Annotated in this window: 17 protein-coding genes; 5 read left to right on the forward strand and 12 right to left on the reverse strand. The window is 46.7% G+C overall.

Going from position 1 to position 20,475, the window contains the following annotated elements:
- Nucleotides 1-27 precede the first annotated feature (27 nt).
- Nucleotides 28-309, forward strand: coding sequence for a hypothetical protein (locus L3C95_RS33785; RefSeq protein ID WP_236395086.1), 282 nt, complete (start codon nt 28-30; stop codon nt 307-309).
- Nucleotides 310-315: 6 nt separating this feature from the next.
- On the opposite strand, the gene L3C95_RS33790 is transcribed toward L3C95_RS33785, so the two are convergent.
- On the reverse strand, nt 316-1,194 hold the full coding sequence (locus L3C95_RS33790) for an SDR family oxidoreductase (protein ID WP_236395087.1): 879 nt from the start codon (nt 1,192-1,194) through the stop codon (nt 316-318).
- Nucleotides 1,195-1,422: 228 nt separating this feature from the next.
- Here L3C95_RS33790 and L3C95_RS33795 point away from each other — a divergent pair, with 228 nt between their 5' ends.
- The 4 genes from L3C95_RS33795 to L3C95_RS33810 all read left to right on the forward strand — a co-directional run bounded on the left by L3C95_RS33795 (nt 1,423) and on the right by L3C95_RS33810 (nt 4,162).
- Nucleotides 1,423-2,295 (forward strand): hypothetical protein, encoded by an 873-nt coding sequence (locus L3C95_RS33795; protein ID WP_236395088.1) that lies wholly within the window; start codon nt 1,423-1,425, stop codon nt 2,293-2,295.
- Nucleotides 2,296-2,427: 132 nt separating this feature from the next.
- Nucleotides 2,428-3,264 (forward strand): DNRLRE domain-containing protein, encoded by an 837-nt coding sequence (locus L3C95_RS33800; RefSeq protein WP_236395089.1) that lies wholly within the window; start codon nt 2,428-2,430, stop codon nt 3,262-3,264.
- Nucleotides 3,265-3,384: 120 nt separating this feature from the next.
- On the forward strand, nt 3,385-3,846 hold the full coding sequence (locus L3C95_RS33805; RefSeq protein ID WP_236395090.1) for an SRPBCC family protein: 462 nt from the start codon (nt 3,385-3,387) through the stop codon (nt 3,844-3,846).
- The gene (locus tag L3C95_RS33810; protein WP_236395091.1) at nt 3,824-4,162 is read left to right on the forward strand and encodes an ArsR/SmtB family transcription factor; all 339 of its coding nucleotides are present in this window, start codon (nt 3,824-3,826) and stop codon (nt 4,160-4,162) included. The genes L3C95_RS33805 and L3C95_RS33810 overlap by 23 nt, the downstream gene beginning before the upstream one ends.
- Nucleotides 4,163-4,230: 68 nt before the next feature.
- On the opposite strand, the gene L3C95_RS33815 is transcribed toward L3C95_RS33810, so the two are convergent.
- The 11 genes from L3C95_RS33815 to L3C95_RS33865 form a co-directional block, all read right to left on the reverse strand.
- On the reverse strand, nt 4,231-5,604 hold the full coding sequence (locus L3C95_RS33815) for an MFS transporter (protein WP_236395092.1): 1,374 nt from the start codon (nt 5,602-5,604) through the stop codon (nt 4,231-4,233).
- A gap of 12 nt (nt 5,605-5,616) precedes the next feature.
- Nucleotides 5,617-7,941: a glycoside hydrolase family 65 protein gene (locus L3C95_RS33820; RefSeq protein WP_236395093.1), complete on the reverse strand. Its 2,325-nt coding sequence runs from the start codon at nt 7,939-7,941 to the stop codon at nt 5,617-5,619.
- 44 nt (nt 7,942-7,985) lie between these two features.
- Nucleotides 7,986-8,648, reverse strand: a complete 663-nt coding sequence (gene pgmB, locus L3C95_RS33825) for a beta-phosphoglucomutase (RefSeq protein WP_236395094.1) — start codon at nt 8,646-8,648, stop codon at nt 7,986-7,988.
- 27 nt (nt 8,649-8,675) lie between these two features.
- The gene (locus L3C95_RS33830; RefSeq protein ID WP_236395095.1) at nt 8,676-10,541 is read right to left on the reverse strand and encodes a glycoside hydrolase family 13 protein; all 1,866 of its coding nucleotides are present in this window, start codon (nt 10,539-10,541) and stop codon (nt 8,676-8,678) included.
- A 76-nt stretch (nt 10,542-10,617) separates the two neighbouring features.
- On the reverse strand, nt 10,618-11,652 hold the full coding sequence (locus L3C95_RS33835) for a SusE domain-containing protein (RefSeq protein ID WP_236395096.1): 1,035 nt from the start codon (nt 11,650-11,652) through the stop codon (nt 10,618-10,620).
- A gap of 41 nt (nt 11,653-11,693) precedes the next feature.
- Nucleotides 11,694-13,286, reverse strand: coding sequence for a RagB/SusD family nutrient uptake outer membrane protein (locus L3C95_RS33840; RefSeq protein ID WP_236395097.1), 1,593 nt, complete (start codon nt 13,284-13,286; stop codon nt 11,694-11,696).
- 19 nt (nt 13,287-13,305) lie between these two features.
- The gene (locus tag L3C95_RS33845) at nt 13,306-16,269 is read right to left on the reverse strand and encodes a SusC/RagA family TonB-linked outer membrane protein (RefSeq protein ID WP_236395098.1); all 2,964 of its coding nucleotides are present in this window, start codon (nt 16,267-16,269) and stop codon (nt 13,306-13,308) included.
- Nucleotides 16,270-16,827: 558 nt separating this feature from the next.
- Nucleotides 16,828-17,862 (reverse strand): LacI family DNA-binding transcriptional regulator, encoded by a 1,035-nt coding sequence (locus L3C95_RS33850; protein ID WP_236395099.1) that lies wholly within the window; start codon nt 17,860-17,862, stop codon nt 16,828-16,830.
- Nucleotides 17,863-18,063: 201 nt separating this feature from the next.
- Nucleotides 18,064-18,663, reverse strand: coding sequence for a TetR/AcrR family transcriptional regulator (locus L3C95_RS33855; RefSeq protein ID WP_236395100.1), 600 nt, complete (start codon nt 18,661-18,663; stop codon nt 18,064-18,066).
- Nucleotides 18,664-18,871: 208 nt separating this feature from the next.
- Entirely contained in the window at nt 18,872-19,465 is a 594-nt protein-coding gene (locus tag L3C95_RS33860; protein WP_236395101.1) for a TetR/AcrR family transcriptional regulator, read from the reverse strand.
- A gap of 141 nt (nt 19,466-19,606) precedes the next feature.
- On the reverse strand, nt 19,607-20,365 hold the full coding sequence (locus L3C95_RS33865; RefSeq protein WP_236395102.1) for a hypothetical protein: 759 nt from the start codon (nt 20,363-20,365) through the stop codon (nt 19,607-19,609).
- Between the last annotated feature and the right edge of the window lie 110 nt (nt 20,366-20,475).

Raw genomic sequence — 20,475 nt, forward strand, 5'->3', positions numbered from 1 at the left:
ATTGTACCTGTATTTAAAACAATGTTTATGATGACCCGGCAAATAACAATTTCGCACAATGACACGCACGATATGTACGATGTATCATTTGAAAGAAGAGGAAATGCAACCGTCTACCATATTGCGCCGAACGTAAACTCCAATGTATCTTTTCCGAGGCAGTTCGACATAGTAAAACCTGACGACAGTGAACAACCTCAATATGAAACAAAGGACCTGAACAAAGAAGGCAGAGAAATAGCAGACGCCTTATGGCAACAGATCAGTTTACTTCCGCCCCAGTTCAGCGGAGGTAAGGAAAAAGTATAATTACCATCAGGAAAACAATGGAGCATAATCTTCCACAAACTGTTCGAATCTTCGCGGCTCCTTCCCTGTCACTACCTTCACATCCGGGGTGACCGCTGAAGCCTCATTCAGCCGGTAATGTGCATAGTCTTCCAGCAGACCATCCGCCTGCCATACAGGAAATCCAACGCCCAGCAAAGCCTCTTTCATAGCCTCTTCAGGCACATCTATGAATAGTATCTTACGGTCGAGTATCTTCGAAAATACCGCTGCCAGTTGCTGATGTGTCAGTACTTCCGGCCCTGTTAGATCATATATTTTATTTTCATGCCCGGACTGAGTGAGCGCTGCAGCAGCTACGGCAGCTATATCTCTTATATCTATCAGGGAAATGGCAGCATCGCCTGCAGCAGCAAAGAATTTATTCCTCAGTGAGATAGCTCCTGCAAACCCCAGGAAGCCCTGCATGAACAGGTTAGGACGAAGAAAAGTATAGGCAATACCGGAAGTCCTGATAGCTGCTTCCACAACAGCATGATAACGCAGGAAACGTACGGGGGAATTGACATCAGCAGCCCACTGTGATAACTTCACAATATGTTTAATGCCCGCTTTCTTAGCTGCTGCTACAAACCTGAGCTGCTGCTCTTCAGCAAGTTCTGAAGAATTGGTAAGCAAAAAAGCTTTTTCTACCCCCTGGAGTGCGTCATCTAACGAGGCTTCATCATTAAAATCACCTTTGACCAATGTAGCACCGGGCAGCGCTGCGAGATCTTTTGCCTGTTCTACTGACCGCACCATCGCTTTAAAAGGTATGCCCTGCGCGGATAAGATTTTGGTAAGTTCCGTACCAATGTTGCCGGTAGCGCCGGTGATGAGGATTGTAGCTGTTTGTTGTGTTGACATCTTGTTATATTTTTTTGTTGTTTGAATATTTACAGTGTCAAAATTAGGTGCAGCTACCTCCGTGGTATTGTAAGAAAACGAAAAACGGCGATTACCCTATACGAAATCAATCAGTTAACAACAATAAAAAGATTTTTTATATCATCAGGCAACCTTTACAATTCAGGTCTCGTATTAAGTAGTTGACACAAGTGCTCACAATTTGCTTATTTAAAAATTTCTAACACCATGCATTTATTAAAATCTGCAGTGGCAATGCTATTCGTTGCCTCAGTGATAACATCATGTTCAAAAGATGACAACGATGGCGGCAGTACACCTCCTCCAACTCCTAAGAAAACCGTATTATTAGCCAACAACACGACCTTAGGTAAAATATTAACAGACAGCACCGGTAAAACATTGTACTTCTTCTCCAACGATGCACAGGGTACACCCACCTGTAAGGATGGTTGTGTTGCTGCATGGCCTGTATTCTATGTAGAAGCTGACAAACTGACGATCGACACTTCACTGGACAAAGCAGATTTCACTACTGTTACACGTCCTGATGGCTCCAAGCAGACTGCTTATAAAGGATGGCCTTTATATTACTATGCTAACGATGCAGCAGCAGGAGAAACCAAAGGAGAAAACGTTGGCAACATCTGGTTTGTAGCTAAACCTGACTACACGGTAATGGTAGCTAACTTCCAGTTACACGGCAACGACGGAAAAGATTATGTACTGGACAACACCGGTACTATTGCCCTGGGTACAGGCGCTTCCAAATATCTGGTAGACGACCGTGGTCATACCCTGTACAAATTTGCCAACGACAAATCCGGTAAGAATAACTTCACCAACACAGATGAAACACACAATGCAATCTGGCCTATCTATGAAGTATCAGAGGTAAAGAACGTACCTACAGGATTTGCTAAAACAGATTTTGCGATCATCACTGTATTGGGCAAGAAACAAATTACCTACAAAGGCTGGCCGTTGTACTACTTCGGCGCTGATGCGAAAGTAATGGGCGCAAATAAAGGCGTAAGCGTGCCTTCACCAAATGTATGGCCTGTAGTATATACCACCACAGCTGCTGCACCTTTGCCATAACAGCGTAAACATACCACTGCCGCACTTGTGTTAAGCCGGCAGTAGTATAGATAAGCGGATTGCCCGACCTGGGATACCGGGTTGGGCAATCCGTTTTTATTGAGTATTTTGTTCTCAATTAAAACCTATACCATGAAAGTTCAGGTACTATTATTTGGCCTGTTATTGTCGGCTTATGCCGGTTACTCCCAAACCACCTACATTTTTCAACCCGATTCCTGCAATGGAAAAGATGCGACAGTATTTGTCAAAACCGGTCTTCCTGAATGGTCTGACAGGAACTTCGGACAACGTGATGAGATCAGCGCTTCCGGCTGGACGTATGGCGGCCAGGGAGGCGAGGACGGTTACTCCCGCACTTTTATTGACTTCGACGGCTTGAAAAGTATCCCCAGAGGTACTGTTATCACCAGCGCTACGCTTAGCCTGTATGGTAAAACAAGTAGTATATTCATTAAACAGGGGAATGCTGGCGATAACGATTGCTTCATTGAGCGCGTAACCGGCAGCTGGGATGAAAACACCATCGGCTGGAATAACAAGCCCAATATCACTTACAAACATCAGACAGTACTTCCCGGATCTAATGGCAGTCAATGGAAATACAATGTGGATGTAGATGTAACAATGCTGGTGCAGGATATGACAGACCTCCCTGCCGACAGCAGCCATGGTTTCTGTATCCAGCTGCAGGGAGAAGAATATTACAGAAACCTCCTGTTTGCTTCCAGTGAACATACCGATCCTTCGCTGAGACCTAAACTGACGGTGACATTCAATCTATGTAATCCTGCTCCCCGGCGGACAGAAACGACTACAACTTCCATTGCCAATCCACCAGTCATAAAACCTCTTCCGGTAAAAAAAGCGGTGCCCGCTAAGAAATCGACAAAGGCGACTGAGCAGCCTCAAAAAGAAGAAGCAGAGGTTGAGACAACGATTATGATAGAGCACGTGAAAGAGCCTTAAATAGTTAATTTAAATAGTTGACGGACAGCCTGTTTATAGCTGGCTGTCTTTTTTTATGCGCTTTTTATTTGCGTAACTAAAAAGTTACATATACATTTGTGTAACTTCAAAGTTACATATATGAAAAGAGACATCAAACTCAAGTGGTTCTATCCACATCCTGTAGAAACGATATGGGAATGCCTGACCAACCCCGAAATACTGAAACAATGGTCGCTGAGCTCCGGCGATTTCAGGGCGGAAGTAGGCTTTAAATGGATGGAAGTGTCGAAACCCCGTCCGAAGATGGACTGGGACGGTAAGATGTATTTTGAGGTACTGGAAGTGATCCCCTTGCAGAAACTGTCTTATTCATTCAAGGGTGGACCCAGTGAAGGTGTGTACAATCTCGACACGGTGGTGAACTGGATACTCGTGCCGAAAGATGGTGGTACAGAATTACAGCTGGAACAGACAGGATTTAAGGGTATGAAGAATTATATTAGCAGCTTTATTATGGAAATGGGCTGGAAGAACAAAGTGGCCAAACGTTTCCAGCAAGCACTTACAAAATTTACCGATGACCGCACTACAGTCAGATAGCTTTCAGGCTATCGCAGACCCAAGCCGGCGTGAGATACTGCTTATGCTGGCAGGTGAGAAAAAGTCCATCAACGCCATTGCAGAGCAGTTCGACATTAGCCGCCCTGCTATTTCGAAACATATCAAGGTATTACACCAGGCAGGTTTCATCACTTTTGAAGAGAAAGGAAGGGAACGGTATTGTATACTCCGTCGTGAAGGATTTGACGAGTTAAAGGAATGGATCAACTTCTTTGACAATTTCTGGAAGGAACGTTTGGGCAAACTGGAGCAACTGCTGGAAAAGAACCCGGACATCGCCCGAAAAAAGAAATGAAAAAATGTCTGTAACCCCGTTACCTCAGCGCTACTGCGGTAACGGGGTTACAGATCTGAAATGCCGTCTCATGCAACGCCATACGTTGGCACCAATACCTCTGCTGCCTTCTTTTCCCTGTCTTTTACGTACAGTACCGCTATGGCTGCAATGATCATAAATGCACCACCCATTACCAGGGCGAAGATCGCTTCATTGTAAAATAAATGTTTTACGATCAGGCCTCCGAAGATGCCGTTCACTATTTGCGGGAAGGTGATAAAGAAGTTGAAGATACCCATGTATACCCCGGTTTTATGAGAAGGTATTACACCAGAGAGGATAGCATATGGCGTCGACAAAATACTGCCCCATGCCATGCCAATGCCGATCATAGGCCATATCAGCAGGTTTGGATTCTGGATGAAATAGAAAGAGATCAGCGATAAGCCGCCTGCTGTCAGTGAAATGGCATGCGCTGCCCTGCGGGATGTTTTACGCGCTATATAAGGTAAGATCAGCGCATAAACAGCTGATACCGCACTGTAGATGCTGAACAGGAAACCTACCTTATTGCCTGCGTCAGCAAAGAGCGCTGAAGAAGTATCGCCTGGTTGCACCTTGTAGATATGTTGTGCCACTGCCGGTGTGGTAAATACCCACATCGAGAACAGTGCAAACCATGAACAGAACTGCACGAGGCCGAGTTGCTTCATGGCGGAAGGCATGTTGGAAAAATCTTTCAGGATAGTTCTGACTCCTCCTGTATGCAGTTCTGAGGCATGCTCCGGATTGAACTGTTTAAATTCTTCCGGTGAATATTCTCTCGAAGTAAAGATCGACCAGAGAATAGTGGCCAGTAATACCAGCGCCCCTACATAAAAGGAATAGATCACGTTATCCGGCACTACACCGGGATCGGCTGTTTTAGATACGCCCGCATATTCTGCTAAGAGATAAGGCAAAGAAGAACCCAACACCGCTCCTGCCCCTATCAGGAAGGTCTGGGCCGAAAATCCCTGACTGCGTTGTTCGTCGGGGAGATTGTCTGCCACCAGTGCCCTGAAAGGTTCCATGGCTACATTGATCGATGCGTCCATCAGCGTCAGCATACCTGCCCCTATCAATACCGGCGGCAATACATACGCCAGCAATGAAGAATTGGGCAGCAATATCAAAGCCAGTGCAGTTGCAATAGCGCCTACCAGGAAGTATGGGCGGCGACGGCCTAACCTGTTCCAGGTACGATCACTATAATGACCGATGATCGGTTGTACGATCATCCCTGTGAGTGGCGCCGCCAGCCAGAACAATGACAGGTGTTCCACCTCTGCTCCATAGGTCTGCAGAATACGGGAGGCATTCCCGTTCTGCAGGGCAAAACCAAACTGGATACCGAAAAAGCCCATGCTCATGTTCCATATGCGCGCAGCAGACAACCTCGGCTTAACCATTCCTTTCATGGGATAAATATTTTAATTGACTAAATTTCCTTGTTTTGTTGTCACCATCTTTCCTGCTGGTACCTGTACCGGTTCTCCGTACACGAGCACCGTGATATCTTCTGCAGATCCGTTCTCAATGTTCACGCCCTGCTGACTTACTTTTATCTTCAGCACCCTTCCTCTGAAACGGATATTAAAAGCAAAAGATTGCCACTTGCCCGGCAGGAACGGCGTGAACTGCAACTGTCCGTCTCTTACACGCATACCCGCAAAACCTTCCACTACACTCATCCAGGTACCCGCCATAGAGGTGATGTGCAGACCGTCTTCTGTATCGTTGTTATAGTCGTCCAGGTCAAGACGGGAAGTACGCAGGTAGAACTCATGCGCACGTTGCTCATCTCCCAGTTTAGCCGCCAGTATGGCGTGTACGCAGGGCGACAAAGAACTTTCATGTACCGTTCTGGGTTCATAGAAATCAAAGTTCCGGCGCAGTGTATCCATATCATACCTGTCTTCCAGGAAGTACAGCCCCTGCAACACGTCGGCCTGTTTGATATAACAGGAACGCAGGATGCGGTCCCAGCTCCACTTCTGGTTCAGTGGTCGCTGCGCAGGATCCAGGTCTTTCACAAGGATCTGCTCTTTGTCCAGGTAACCATCCTGTTGCAGGAAAATACCGCGTTGTTCGTCTACCGGGTAATACATATTGTCGATGATATGCTGCCATTTCTCCGTTTCCTTTCCTGCCTCAAAAGCTGTTTGTTGCAGGATGGCGGCATACCTGTCGGGAGCGGCATCCTTCACCTGTTGTAACCCTTCCATAGCATATTGCAGACACCAGGTAGCCATGGTGCTGGTGTACCAGTTGTTGTTGACGTTATTCTCGTATTCGTTGGGTCCTGTTACGCCCAGCATCACGTACTGCTGACGCGCATCGCTCCAGTTCACACGTTGCGCCCAGAAGCGCGCAATACCGATCAGTACTTCCAGTCCATACTCTGCCAGGTACCCTTCGTCCCCCGTATAGCGAATGTAGTTGAAAATAGCAAAAGCGATAGCAGCATTACGGTGAATTTCCTCAAAGGTGATCTCCCATTCGTTATGACACTCTTCTCCGTTCATCGTCACCATAGGGTACAAGGCAGCACCATTGTTAAAGCCCAGTTTAGCGGCATTCTCAATGGCCTTACCTAGTTGTTTATAACGATAGATAAGCAGATTGCGGGCCACCTGCGGATCGGCAGTGGCCAGGTAGAATGGAATGCAATAGGCTTCCGTATCCCAGTAGGTAGAACCCCCATATTTTTCACCGGTAAATCCTTTAGGCCCGATGTTCAGACGAGCGTCTTCCCCCGTATATGTCTGGTTCAGCTGGAAGATATTGAAGCGGATACCCTGTTGTGCAGCAGGATCGCCTTCTATAACGATATCGCTTTCTTTCCACTTCAGCTCCCAGGCAGCAGCCTGTTCGGCCAGCATCAGATCAAAGCCTTTCGCAGCAGCTGTGCTGACGGTGGTTTCACAGTTGTTGACCAGTGCGGCTACAGTATGATTTTCCGAAGAAAGATTAGCGGCATATTTGTAGATGATCGTTTCTTTATTGCGTGATATGGAGACAGTAGTAATACATCCAACATATTTCTCCTTCTGTACCGGTATAATGTCCAGTGCCAATGGTTTACCCTCCTGATGGATGTGGAACTGCATACCTGTACATACCTGGAAACCGGTCTTCTTTGTTTTCAGCGTCAGGTAAGCACTGTTGCCCTCTACGCTGGCATTCACCTCATCCCAGAATTTCTCATCGTAGTTGGCATCCTGGTTCTTTACATCACCATCAATATAGGAAGTTACCTGCAATGTACCCTCAAAGTTCAGCGGTGTGATGCTATAGCGGATCACACCTGTTTCATCGTCCACGATACTGCAGAAACGGGTAGCTACTACGCGTAGCTGTTTACCATCTGATAAGGTAGCGGTAAATGAACGCTGCAGATAACCTTCCTGCATGTTCAGCACACGTCTGAAATCATTTACCTGTGCAGTATGAAGATCCAGCACTTCATTGTCAATACGGATATCGATACCGATCCAGTTGGCGGCGTTCAATACTTTGGCGAAGTATTCGGGGTAACCATTCTTCCACCAGCCCACACGCGTCTTGTCGGGATAATAGACGCCGGCCACGTAGTTACCCTGTAGCGTTTCGCCTGAATAAGATTCTTCAAAGTTGGCACGCTGGCCCATACGGCCATTCCCCAGGCTGAAAATGCTTTCAGAAATCTTGTTATAATGTGGTACAAAACCTTCTTCGATAATGTTCCACCCGTCTACTTTTATATATTGCTTCATGACTCTTAGTGATGGCACCGTTTTGCGCGCGCAATTGGTATTGTTTATTTTGAGTTGTATAAATTGGTCAGTGTTTGGATATTGATATCCTGCAGGCCGCTGACTACCAGATCTGCTTCGTTCAGCACACTCTTCTCTCCTATGCCCACCACTTTCATTCCTCCTGCCTTACCTGCTTCCACACCAGCAATGGCATCTTCAAAAACAATGCACTTGTCCGGCGATACACCCAGGGCTTCAGCGCCTTTGAGAAATACTTCAGGGTCCGGTTTCGAGGCAGATACCATATTGCCGTCTATCACTACGTCGAATAAAGGCAGGATATCGACCTTCTCAAGTATCACCCGGGCATTCTTGCTGGCCGATCCCAGGGCTGTTTTTATACCAGCTGCACGCAGGCTTTCCAACAGCTCCTTTGCACCCGGCAGGATCTCTTCAGGCGTCATATGGTGCACCATGTCCACATACCATTCATTCTTCCGGGTAGCCAGTTCCTGCTGTTCGGCGGCAGACTTTTTTATGCCCCCCCATTCCAGGATCAGCTCCAGGGAACGGACACGGCTCACGCCTTTCAGCTGCTCGTTCTGTGCTTCGGTAAAGTTGAACCCCAGTTCGTTGGCCAGTCTTTTCCAGGCTTTAAAATGATAGACAGCTGTGTCTACGATTACGCCGTCAAGATCAAAAATGCATGCTGATATTCCTTGCATATAAATCAGGTAAATCGTTTGTGAATATTATCGTTCCAGTTCCATCACGAGTGTGCTCATAGCTGGGATGCGGAGGCTGTCTGACAGGCTGAAACTATTTCCAGAGACTACATCTTTTGCTTTGGTAAAACCGGTGGTCCTTTCGGTGAACCGTGCTGTTGACAATGCCATCTCCTTTTCGTTCGGATTCATGACGATCATCACGGTCTTGTCCGCGTTATAGCGGAAGTAGGTGTACACATTATCCTGCGGAATGTACTGCATCAGTTTACCTGTTTGCAGCACGGCGTTATTCTTCCGGTAGTTGGCCAGTTTGCTGACATAATCATGCAGCTCGTTCTCCTCCGCGTTACGGCCTGCAGCGGTAAATTTGTTTAATGTATCGCCAGCCCATCCTCCTTTGAAATCTTCCCGCACCAGGCCATCCGGATTGCTGAAATTTTTCATGCCAATCTCGGCGCCATAATACAGTTGGGGAATACCGCGGGTGGTGAGCAGCCAGGCCAGTGCAGCTTTGTATTTGTGTTTATTGCCGTTTACCACAGAATAAAAGCGGCTCAGGTCATGGTTGTCCAGGAATACTACATTACGCATCGGGTCCTGGTATTGATAATCCTGTACCAGGGCAGCATAGAGTTTCACCACACCATCATCCCATCCCGGCTTTTCATTGAGGGCGGCAGAAATAGCCCAGAGGCTCTGAAAATCTGTCGCGCCAGGCAGCTGTGTGTCGAAGCCCCTGTTTACCGTATTTCCCTGGGTAAAATAGACCTGTTCAGGACCACTGCGTACCCATACCTCACCAAAGAAAGTAAAGCCCGGATAAGCGGCTTTAATGGCCTTTCCCCATTCAGACATAAAATCGGCATCGTTATATGGGTAGGTATCCAGGCGGAACGCATCTACGCCGGCATATTCGATCCACCAGATATGGCTTTGTGTAAAGTATTTGCGCACATAAGGATTGGACTGGTCCATATCCGGCATATGCACATCAAACCAGCCCTCTGTCATCAGCTTCCTGTCGGCAGCTGCACTGTAAGGGTCCATCAGCGGAGCAGCCCGGAAGTTGGACCGGGTGAATGCCGGCCACTGATGTACCCAATTTCTCATAGGCAGGTCTTTCATAGTCCAGTGCTGACTGCCGATATGATTGTGCACGAGGTCCTGTACTAGTTTCATACCTCGTTTATGCAGGCTGTCAGCCAGGCGTTTATAGATTTCGTTGGAACCAAAGCGCGGGTCTATACGATAGTTTTCTGTTGCGGCATAACCATGATAGGAAGCTGAAGGCTGATCGTTTGTGACCAGGGGCGTCATCCACAATGCGGTCACACCCATATCCTGCAGGTACCCCAGGTGATCAATGATGCCTTGTATATCGCCGCCATGGCGTTTATACATGGAATCCCTGTTCAATGAGGTTTCCTGCATGCCTTTGACAACGTCATTGTTTTTATCGCCGTTGGCAAAACGGTCGGGCATGATCAGGTAAACAAAATCACTACTATTCACACCCTGCGCCTTGATGCCGCCTTCTCTTTTCTTCAGCTCATACTGGTACACTATATCTTTCTGCCCTGTTTGTCTGAATATAATTGGGAACGTTCCCGGTTGAGCAGATGAAGAGATATTGATATCCACGAAGAGATAATTCGGGTTGTCTACTTTGTGTACTTCTCCGAGTGTCACACCGGGATAGCTGAGGGATATTTCACGTACAGCTATCTTATCGCCGTGTACGATGAGCTGTACCAGTGGCTCCTGCATACCTGTCCACCAGAAAGCAGGTTCTATCCGCTCCAGTTTTGGCATCTGCGCCATGGCTGTATACATTGTAGTCAGCGTCAGGATAGCGGTCAATAACATTCTTCTCGTCTGTAACATGCGCATTTAGTCTTCTCTTGTTTTAAATAATGCAGCCCGGTTGAATTATTCCGGGCTGCATATATCATGCAATCAATCCTTACTATTGAGCCAATGTATAAATGTAGTTGCCCGGATTGTTGAGGTCCATCGTGATGGTGTATGTTCCGGCAGTCTCAATATTGATAACGCCTGCACTGCCTGCTGTCAGTACGCCGTTATTGTCGTCGTCACTCAGTGTGATAGTATTGGCATTATTAGCCCTGAAGTAGAAGCTACCCGCCTGTAAGGCTGTTGTGATGCTCCATTTTTTAGTAGTGGCATCAAAGCTCATTGCTTTGTCTGCACCACCAGCAGCGCTACCGGTAATACTCCAGGTCGTATTGGTGAGCGACCAGCTCAGGGTGTTCAGGTTCGCTGTAAGCCTGTAATATCCTGGCTCTATAGCCTTCATGTTATCACCGTTTTCTTTCAGTGATCCGCCGCCGGCATCACCATAGTTAAGGTCCCAGCTTTTGGCTGCTGCTATTTTAAACTCGGTGTTGGCATCCGGGAAATAGAGGTAGCCTTCATATACTTTATCGCTGTTCACAGAAGCCAGCGCACCCAGACGGGGATCGTCAAAAGACCATCCCTCATATGCGCCCGGTACATACACAGACGGATATACTTTCGGAACATAGTACGGTGTAACTGTCAGCAGTACGCTGTCAGAAAACACCTGGTCGCCTACAGTATCTACCGCAGCCCTTACACGGATCACCAGCTCGTGCTGACGGCCGGATGCCAGTCCCATATTATTGATAACCTGGTTCAGTGCTCCAACAGTAAATGTTTTACTCAGGCTGTTATTGCCACTAAAAGCTTCCGTTGGATTGCTGAAACCATTGCCTTTCTCATCGATCTGTAAGGTATAGTTGACTACGGCCCTGTATCCCCAGTCGCCGGAGGCTGTCCAGGAATAAGTCACCGCGTCCTGATCTGCAGTAGCTTCTGAAAAAGTGAGCTCAGTAGCGGTAGCAGAGAATGTAGGCGTAGTACCTGTCTTCACCTGCGTGAAACTGTCCTGTTTTTCGCAGGAGAGTAATCCCATCACACAAAAGCTTCCTGCTATTATTTTATTCAACCAGGCATTCATGATGCAAGTATTTTGGTATTGTGGTTAAATACGGTTTGTGATTAATAATCGTCGTTCTGGACCAGGTTAGGATTAGCCACTAATGCACTGGTAGGTATCGGGTATACATTGCGGAAATTGCCTACAGAGGTACCCGCTGCTACTCCACCCTTGAACGGCCACACATAAGTACCTCCGGTGAACAGTCCATAACGGATCAGGTCTGTTCGGCGATGTCCTTCCCAGTACAGCTCACGGCCTCTTTCTTCCAGGATGAACTTCAGGTTCAGCTGACCTGCAGTGATATTGCCGGAAGTATTGCCATATGCCCTTTGACGCAACGCATTGATATAACCAAGTGCAGTTGTGGCGCTACCACCAGTACCACCGCGCAGTACCGCTTCTGCATAGGTCAGGTACATTTCAGCCACACGCATTAAAGGGAAGTCTATGTCTACGAAAGTAGAGTTAGAGCCATCTGCTCCTTTGGATGTTTTGTTAGACCATTTGGTAATGGCATAACCATCTGTAAATGAGCCCAGATCTGCGATAGTTTTGTTTTGACCTTCTGTATAGAACATCGCACGTTTATCGGTCGCACCGGTGATATCTGTAAACAGGTTCACAAAAGCGCTGGTAGTACGTAAACCGCCCCAGCCACTGTTCACGCCGAATGCAGCTGCACTCATACTACCACCGATGGCGGCATGCACCAGGTAAGTGGTACCACCGTAAGTCTGTGTGCGCGTACCGTCAAAGTTGGCGGTCAGCAGGAATTCGGACTGAGACGTGGCATTATTATCTGCCATGAACATATGCGCATAATTGGCCACCAGCGTATATCCGGAGTTGATCACTTTACTGCTGTAGGTAATGGCATCTGTATAACGATCAGTACCGGTATATACAGTAGCATTCAGGTATAACTTCGCCAGTAAGGCCCATACACATGCTTTATCTGCACGCCCATACTCATTGGTATGCGCATCTGTCATCTGTTCTTCTATATCTTTCAACTCGCGTTCAACGTAGGCAAACAGGTCTGCACGGGATATCTGATTAGGATAATAGTATGCTACTTCATTACTATCTGTCACAAACGGTACACTGCCAAACAGGTCCAGCGCATGATAGTAGCTCAGGGCACGCAGGAAGCGGGCTTCTGCACGGAAGGTCCTTGCGGTGGTCTGGTCTTTTTCTGCAATACCATTGCTGCTCAGGTTCGCATCAGATGTCTGCCTGATGAACTCATTACACTGTGCTATCTGGTAGAACAGGCGGGAGAACATCGCGTTGATGAAGTTATCGTCCGCTGTCCAGTCCATCTGGTGAAAGTCCTGCAGGGTACCATCATTCCAGCCGATCACAGCTTCGTCAGTGGGTAACTCCTGCATCTGGAAATAACCACGGATGTAGCTGGAAGTACCTTCATCAATACCGCTGATATCGGGACTACCGGTTGGACCTACCTGTCCGGTCACGGAAAAGCCGCCGTACAGCTTCGCAAGGATAGCCTTGTAATTGGAAAAGTCTTTATATACACTGGCAGAAGTTGCCTCTGTGATAGGTGTACGGTCCAGGTCTTTGGTACAGGAAGCCAGTCCCCATGCCATTGTTCCGGCCAGTATTATCTGATATATGAATTTCTTGGTCATAACGTTTCCTGTTTGTTAATTAAAAATCAAGGTTAACACCTAAAGAATACACACGTGGACGAGGGTAGAACTTATCGTCTATACCGCTGAACACTTCCGGATCCTGGCCGCTGTACTTAGTGATCACAAATACGTTCTGTACGTTGAAGTTCAGCCGTAATCCTACTTTATCGTGCATCAGGCGACCGAAATCATAACCGAGGTTGATGTAATCCATGCGGAGGAATGAACCATTTTCCACGTAATAGTCAGACCAGTATTGAGTGGTGGCAAACTTTGTGGACAGTACACTTCTTGACAGGTTGGCCAGATAGTTACTGTTCTGGAACGTCTTGTAAGAGCCGTTGTTAGACGCCTGGTTGTTGTAGATGTAGTTACCGAGGTTACTGCGCATGCTGAAACCAAGGTTCCATTTCCTGTAATTGAACTGTGAATTAAAGCTCAGGTATACAGTTGGATTGGAAGATTTGTAACGGTATTTATCATCAGAAGTGACTGCACCATCACCATTGGTATCTTCATACAATCCTTCTATCGGGTTGCCGTTCTTATCGTAGATCTGTTTATATACATAGAAAGAATTGATCTGGTGTCCTACAGAGTTGATCTGTATGGTGTTTCCCGTACCACCGCTGATATTACCTGTAGCGATACCTACAGAAGTATCTGCTTTTGCTTTGGAGAGGGAAAGGATCTGGTTCTTGTTGTAAGTGATGTTGAAGCCTGCATCCCAGCGGAAGTCTTTGGTTTCAACCGGCGTAGCATTGATGATGAATTCCACGCCCCTGTTCTCCAGGCTACCGATGTTGGTATACAGTGTATTGGTCAGGTTAGTACCGGCAGGTGTGGTTACATCAGCCAGCAGGTCGGTGGTCTTTTTATAGTAGAAGTCCACGCTACCGGAGATCCTGTTGTTCAGGAAACCGTAATCCAGCGCTACATTGTAAGTAGCGGTCTGCTCCCACTTGATGTTCTGGTCATAACCAGCAGCACGTAATGTTTTATAGAATGCATCGCCCAGCTGATAGGAAGAGTTTGCGTCACCATAAGTATAACGGGACAGTGCCGCATATTCCTTACCAACACCAATGTTCTCCTGACCGGTCACACCATAGCCCAGTCTCAGTTTCAGGTCAGACACTATTGGCGAATTTTTCAGGAAGGCCTCGTCTTTCATTTTCCATGCAAAAGCTACGGAAGGGAAACTACCCCAGTGCTGACGGAAACGGGACGTACCGTCGCGACGCATGGTAAAAGTCAGCAGGTATTTATCATTGAAAGTATAGTTCAAACGGCCGAAGAAGGACACCAGTGTATGCTGTGCTTCACTGTAGTTGCCGGCAGCAGTGGTAGTATCGCCTGCTTCATCCAGCGTAGGATAGCCGGGCGTAGCGATGATGAAATCCTGGTAGGAATAACCCGCCATTACATCCACACGGCTTTTGATACCCTTCAGCTCTTTAGCATAGTTCAGGTAGAAGTCGAGCAGTTTGTTCTTCATCTCCTGTGAATAATGCTTGTAGGAACCGCCGGTACCATTGTAGTAAGCCAATGCAGCGTATTTCGGAATGTTGGTATTGCCTTCGCCTTTCTGATAGTCGTAACCCAGGTTCAGGTTAGCGCGCAGTTCGGGCAGGAAGTGGAATTTATAGTCAAACTGGATATTACCAATACTTCTTTTTACTTCCGATTTATCTACTTTCTGCTCAAGCATCGCAAGTGGATTCTTGGTTCCCAGGTCGTACAGCTTACCGTTGTACAGCCACTCGTAGTAACCGCCAAAGTCGCTGCTACCGGTACGTACAGGCTGTGTAGGATCGAAGGCTATAGCCGCGTTGATAGCACCCTGGTCAGCGAAACGGTTGTCTGCAAGAGACCCTTTCACGTTCATGTTTATTTTCAGGTGATCATCAAATAAACTGGGAGAGAGATTGATGCTGGCAGATTTCCTTTCCAGGTTGGAGGTCTTCAGGATACCATCCTGGTTCAGATAACCGAAAGAGATGCGGTAAGGCAGTTTCTTCCAGGAACCGCTTAGCGCGAGGTTATTGTCACTGCTGAGGGCTGACTGATAGATCTGTTTCTGCCAGTCAGTGTTAGCTGTTCCCAGCAACGCGATCTGCGCAGCAGTACCATTAGCCTTTACAACATCGGTGAACTCACTGGCAGTTAACACCGGTGAATAGCTGGTCACTTTAGCTACAGCGTTGGTAGAGCTGAAAGATACGCGGAACTTATCACCCAGGCGGCCTTTCTTGGTAGTGATGATGATCACACCGTTGGATGCACGGGAACCGTAGATAGCGGTAGCAGAAGCGTCTTTCAGCACGTTGAAGGTCTCAATATCATTCGGGTTGATGAGGCTCAATCCGTTGGATTGTCCGCTCACGTTGTTATTATCGAGTGGCACACCGTCTACGATGATCAACGGATCGTTGGTAGCATTGAGGGATGCACCGCCACGTACACGGATGGTGCTACCTGCGCCGGGTGCGCCACCATTGGAGGTGATCTGCACACCTGGTACTTTACCGGTGATCAGTTGTTCGGGAGAAGATAAAGGCCCTTTGTTGAAGTCTTTAGTAGAAACAACAGCTATAGCTCCTGTGAGGTCGCTCTTTTTCTGTGTACCATAACCCACGACTACGATCTCGTTCAGGCCCTTGGTATCGGCCTTCAGCTGGAAGGTAAGCGGTGCTGTATTGTTAGCTGCGTTCACAGGCAATTCAAATGTTTCGTATCCCATGATGCGTGCTACCACCACTATGTTGCCGGCTGTAACGCCGGTGATGGTGAAATTTCCCTGGGCATCGGAAGTAGCGTTCCTGCTGGTGCCTTTAACGAAGACGGTGGCGCCGGGAATGGGCTGGCCTGTTTCATCCGTCACTTTTCCGCTGATACTGCCCGATTGTGCATAGGTAAAAAAGGACATCAACACAAAGCACAGCAGAAATGCAAAACTGGCAAAGCGTGTTCTTTTCATTGATCGATTGATTAATTGATAAGAAATTTGTTTCACAATAGTTCACTGCAAGACCTTTTAAACAAAAGTCTCCCCCTGTCGAATCCGCCTGAATTCAACGACTATGAATTTTTGTTGTAATGATTTTACCGGTTACTGATGGTGAACCGGCTTTTAAGAGATCCGGACATGTGGTCCGGAAGTTCAATAGTTACGTTCCAGCGACTTTTCTTTTTCCTGCGGGATGATCCGGAGCAGTATAGCTTTTTTCCCTGACCTCCCGGATGCCGTCATCCGGACTGTTCTGAATGCTGTCATTTTTCTCTACGTAGGATTCATTTGCGATTTGATTTTCATTTCCGGGAACGTTCCCGGAACGTGGAACACTTTTGCTAAAGTAGAGTATTTCCTGAATACTGTAACATTCTGAAACAGATTTTTTTAAAAAAAAGTTAAAAAATGACAGCGGAGATGCTCAACAAGATAAGTCAGCCAGTACTTAATATGCTGCAAAACAATTAATTAGCGAAAAAACGATGTATAACGTCTGAAAGGGGTCTACTTTCACTTCCTTTCTTTTTATTCTCCCCTCTTTCCGGGTGTTGTCTTTATGCCTGTGGAGGAGGTTCTGGGGATGAGTTTCGAATTTAAAACGACATGGTCGTTGGTCGTGGCATTACCTTCCAGGGCTTTAAACAAGAGCTGCGCTGCATTCGTACCCAGATCATATGCCGGCTGGGTAATGGTAGACAATGCAGGGTTCAGCAGGGGCGCTATTTCCAGGCTGGAGAAACTGACGATCTTAATATCTTCCGGAATGCGGATACCCAGATGATGGCACACGTAATAACTGGAGATAGCCAGACGCTCCACTGAAGCCAGCAGACCATCCGGGCGCTGTTCCTGCAGGACCTTCGAGAGGATCTCAAAGTTCTGATCATAGTCGTTGGAGCAATCTATCACCAGCTGGGTGTTATATTCGATACCTGCATCTTTCAGGGCATCGCGGTAGCCCTGCATACGCACATTACCAATAGACAGGCTTTTATTGATCACCAGGAAAGCGATCTCCTTACAACCCATCTCTATCAGGTGCCGGGTAGCGGCAAAACTGCTGTCATAGTCGTCGGTAGTCACTTTGGGCACATCAATATCATCATACACCCTATCGAAGAATACCAGGGGAATATGCTTGTTATCAAGCCTGTTCAGGTACTGGTGGTCGTTCGCCTCCCCGGATGCCGACATGATAATGCCATCCACGCGGCCATTGTATAGTTTGTCGATAAATGTTACTTCTTTCTGATATTCATCATCTGTTACATAAATGAGCGTATGATAGCCCTTCTCCCGTGCCACACGTTCTATGCCGTGAATGGCCTGGGAAAAGAAGTTATTGGCCAGTTCAGGCACTATGATAGCAATTGTCTTGCTTTTCTTTTCCCGCAGATTACTCGCGTGGTGATTAGGCTGGTAATTGAACTCTTTCGCCATGGAAAGGATCCTGGCCTTTGTTTCAGGATTGATGTCACTGTTGCCCCTGAATGCCCTTGAAACGGTAGAGGTAGATAAATTCAGTTTTTCTGCTAACCTTTTGATATCAACGCGATCCATTGCTAAAGTTGTTTAGATAGGTTGAACGGCCAAATTAGTCAAATTTGGTAAATATTGCCGTTTTTCCCTGCTTTTTCGGCACGAATCCCTTATGATTTCTATTCAATTCCTATATGTCCATATCGCTTTTATCATCGTCCGGCTATCAGTTCGTCGTCATCTGTAGATACAAATTACGACGAACTGATATGGAAGCAAAAATCAATCTGCCAATGATGCTGCAACATTTCTGACAGCATTCAGCAACACCTGTTGATTGAGATCGCCGGAGTTGCGTTGATATACCACATTGAGTGATATAAGGCCGTGTACGGTTGCCCACATGCCAGCATAGGCAACAAACACCTGCTCTTCCGATTGCTGGCCTGCCGGCAGGATCTGTCTGATCACTCGTCCAAACAGATTAGCAAGTGCTGCTGCTTCAGGCATGGTACTGATATCGCTGCAGCCCTGGATATTGATACCAAACATTAACTGGTATAGTTCCTTTTCTGCGAATGCGAAATCCCAGTATGCCATCCACATGTTTTCCAGTTGCTTTTCCGCCAGATGATGCGCGGACCGGGCCTTTTCAATATTTCCTGCCAATTGTACGAATCCTGTTTTTGCAAGGTCCAGCAGTATAGCCTCCTTGTTCAGGAAATAATCATAGATCACCGGCGGTGTATGTTCAATCATATCGGCTATCTTCCGCATGCTAACGGTCTGCCAGCCATGCGTTCTGGCAATGCTTAATGCAGCATCGAGGATATTCGTGCGGCTCTCTTCTTTGAGGCGTAACCTTCTTTCTTTCACTTCCATTGCAGTTGTGTTTAATGGTTTATCTTTTTGTTGTAAATAAAGACATAGTAATTCCGCACTGGTCCCACACGCTTACGCGTGAGACCATTCACATGAGCACACAATTCCTTTTGAATAGACTATTTAGTCTCTTTACGGAAAGAAAAAAACAGCCATTCCCAAGGCTGTTTACGTTAATTGAGTAAGTTAAAATAAGACTGTACGTAAGTTAAATAAGACTGTACGTTGCCAGTTCTTTTTTCATTGCTTTCACTGCAGTCTTCATGGGTAGGAGGCTCCCGGTGACACGGGACATCATTGTGGCCCCCTCCACTGTTGCGAACAATTTCACCGCTATTTCATCTGCGTTTATAGATGGAGACAATTCTCCGGCTTTCACGCCTTCTTTAATAATGCCGGCCAGCATTTTGATGGTCTGGCTGACAACGGACTGTACCTTTTCTTTGATAGCCGGATTGGTGTCATCTGAATCTACAGCAAAGTTCAGGATCGGGCATCCGCCATGTATGAAAGAACTATCGAGCGGGTTCGCATTCAATTCTGCAAAAACGGTCAACTTCCCTATGGCCGTTGTCTGTTCCTGCATTAAGCGATTTCTGTGAGTAGTCAGTTTGTCGAGCAGGTATGCTGCACTGGCATAGGCTAATTCATCTTTGCTCTGGAAATGCCCATACAGACAACCCTTCGCTACCTTCGACGCCTGCAGGATCTCATCGATAGAGGTACCCGCTACGCCTTTTTCGTTAAATAAATCCGCCGCCTGTTCAATAATGAACTGCCTCGTCCTTTCCGACTTCTTCATTTACGTTAATTTAACGCTGTCAAAAATAGACTAAGTAGTCTTCTCTGGCAAATTTATTTTAAATGAAAAAACCGTCCGGCGTAGAGCGGACGGTCTTCCCCTTTTTACCACATGGTGTTATTTATTTTGACATGACTTATCTTAACGTTGTGTGTGTTCAACACTCATACTTGATTCAAATGCTGATTTCAGAGCGTTGTTGGTATCAAGATTAGCATCGATGTTCAACACGAGTTTTCCGCCAACAAAGGTACCTGTGAAGTCCCCGATCTGCAGTTTGGTCATAACGAGGTTCAGGTCGATTTTCAATTTACCATCGAAAGTCACACCATCCGTACCGATTGATACATCTTTGCCGGTAGCGGTCAGTTCAATTTTTCCTGTCACATTTACTATAACAGGGATGTCTGTTCCGCGCCAGGTGATCCGGCCGTTCATTAACAGTGCAGGTTTAGGTTCATCACCTTCTATGCGCACATACACTTTTACATGCTCAAAATTTCCTAAAGGCAGTATAAGGCTACCCAGTTCAGTACTATCGAGGATGTCAATAAACCTGTCGCTTTTAATTCTCAGGTCTATTTCATCCGGACCGTTTTTAGCTTCAAACTTCAATTCGCGGAATCTGATTTTCACACTGTCCCAGGTAAAATCAAACCGTAGGGATGGAAAGGACGCCAACGACGGATCGTTGATAATTCTGCCCAGACGTTCTGTTCCTGCGGCGTCTGCTGCAACCGATCCTGTAGGATTGACTGCCTGGATCTGGTAAGCTACACTGGCTTTACCATCTTTTGCTGGTGGTGCTACAGCTTCTTCGGAGCTTTGTTTAGAACATGCAGAGAACATAACAGCTAGCAGAGTCACAGCTGCACATAACTGAAAAAACGATTTTTTCATTTGTAATTGGTTTAATTGTTTCCAATAAAATAGAGGTAAGAAGGCTTTAGATCGATATGGTTAGCTCCCGGAAATAACAGTAAGTGCTATTGGCTCTCTACGCTGACATA

This window comes from Chitinophaga filiformis (assembly GCF_021646545.1).
In the GTDB taxonomy this organism is placed as follows: Bacteria; Bacteroidota; Bacteroidia; order Chitinophagales; family Chitinophagaceae; genus Chitinophaga; species Chitinophaga filiformis_A.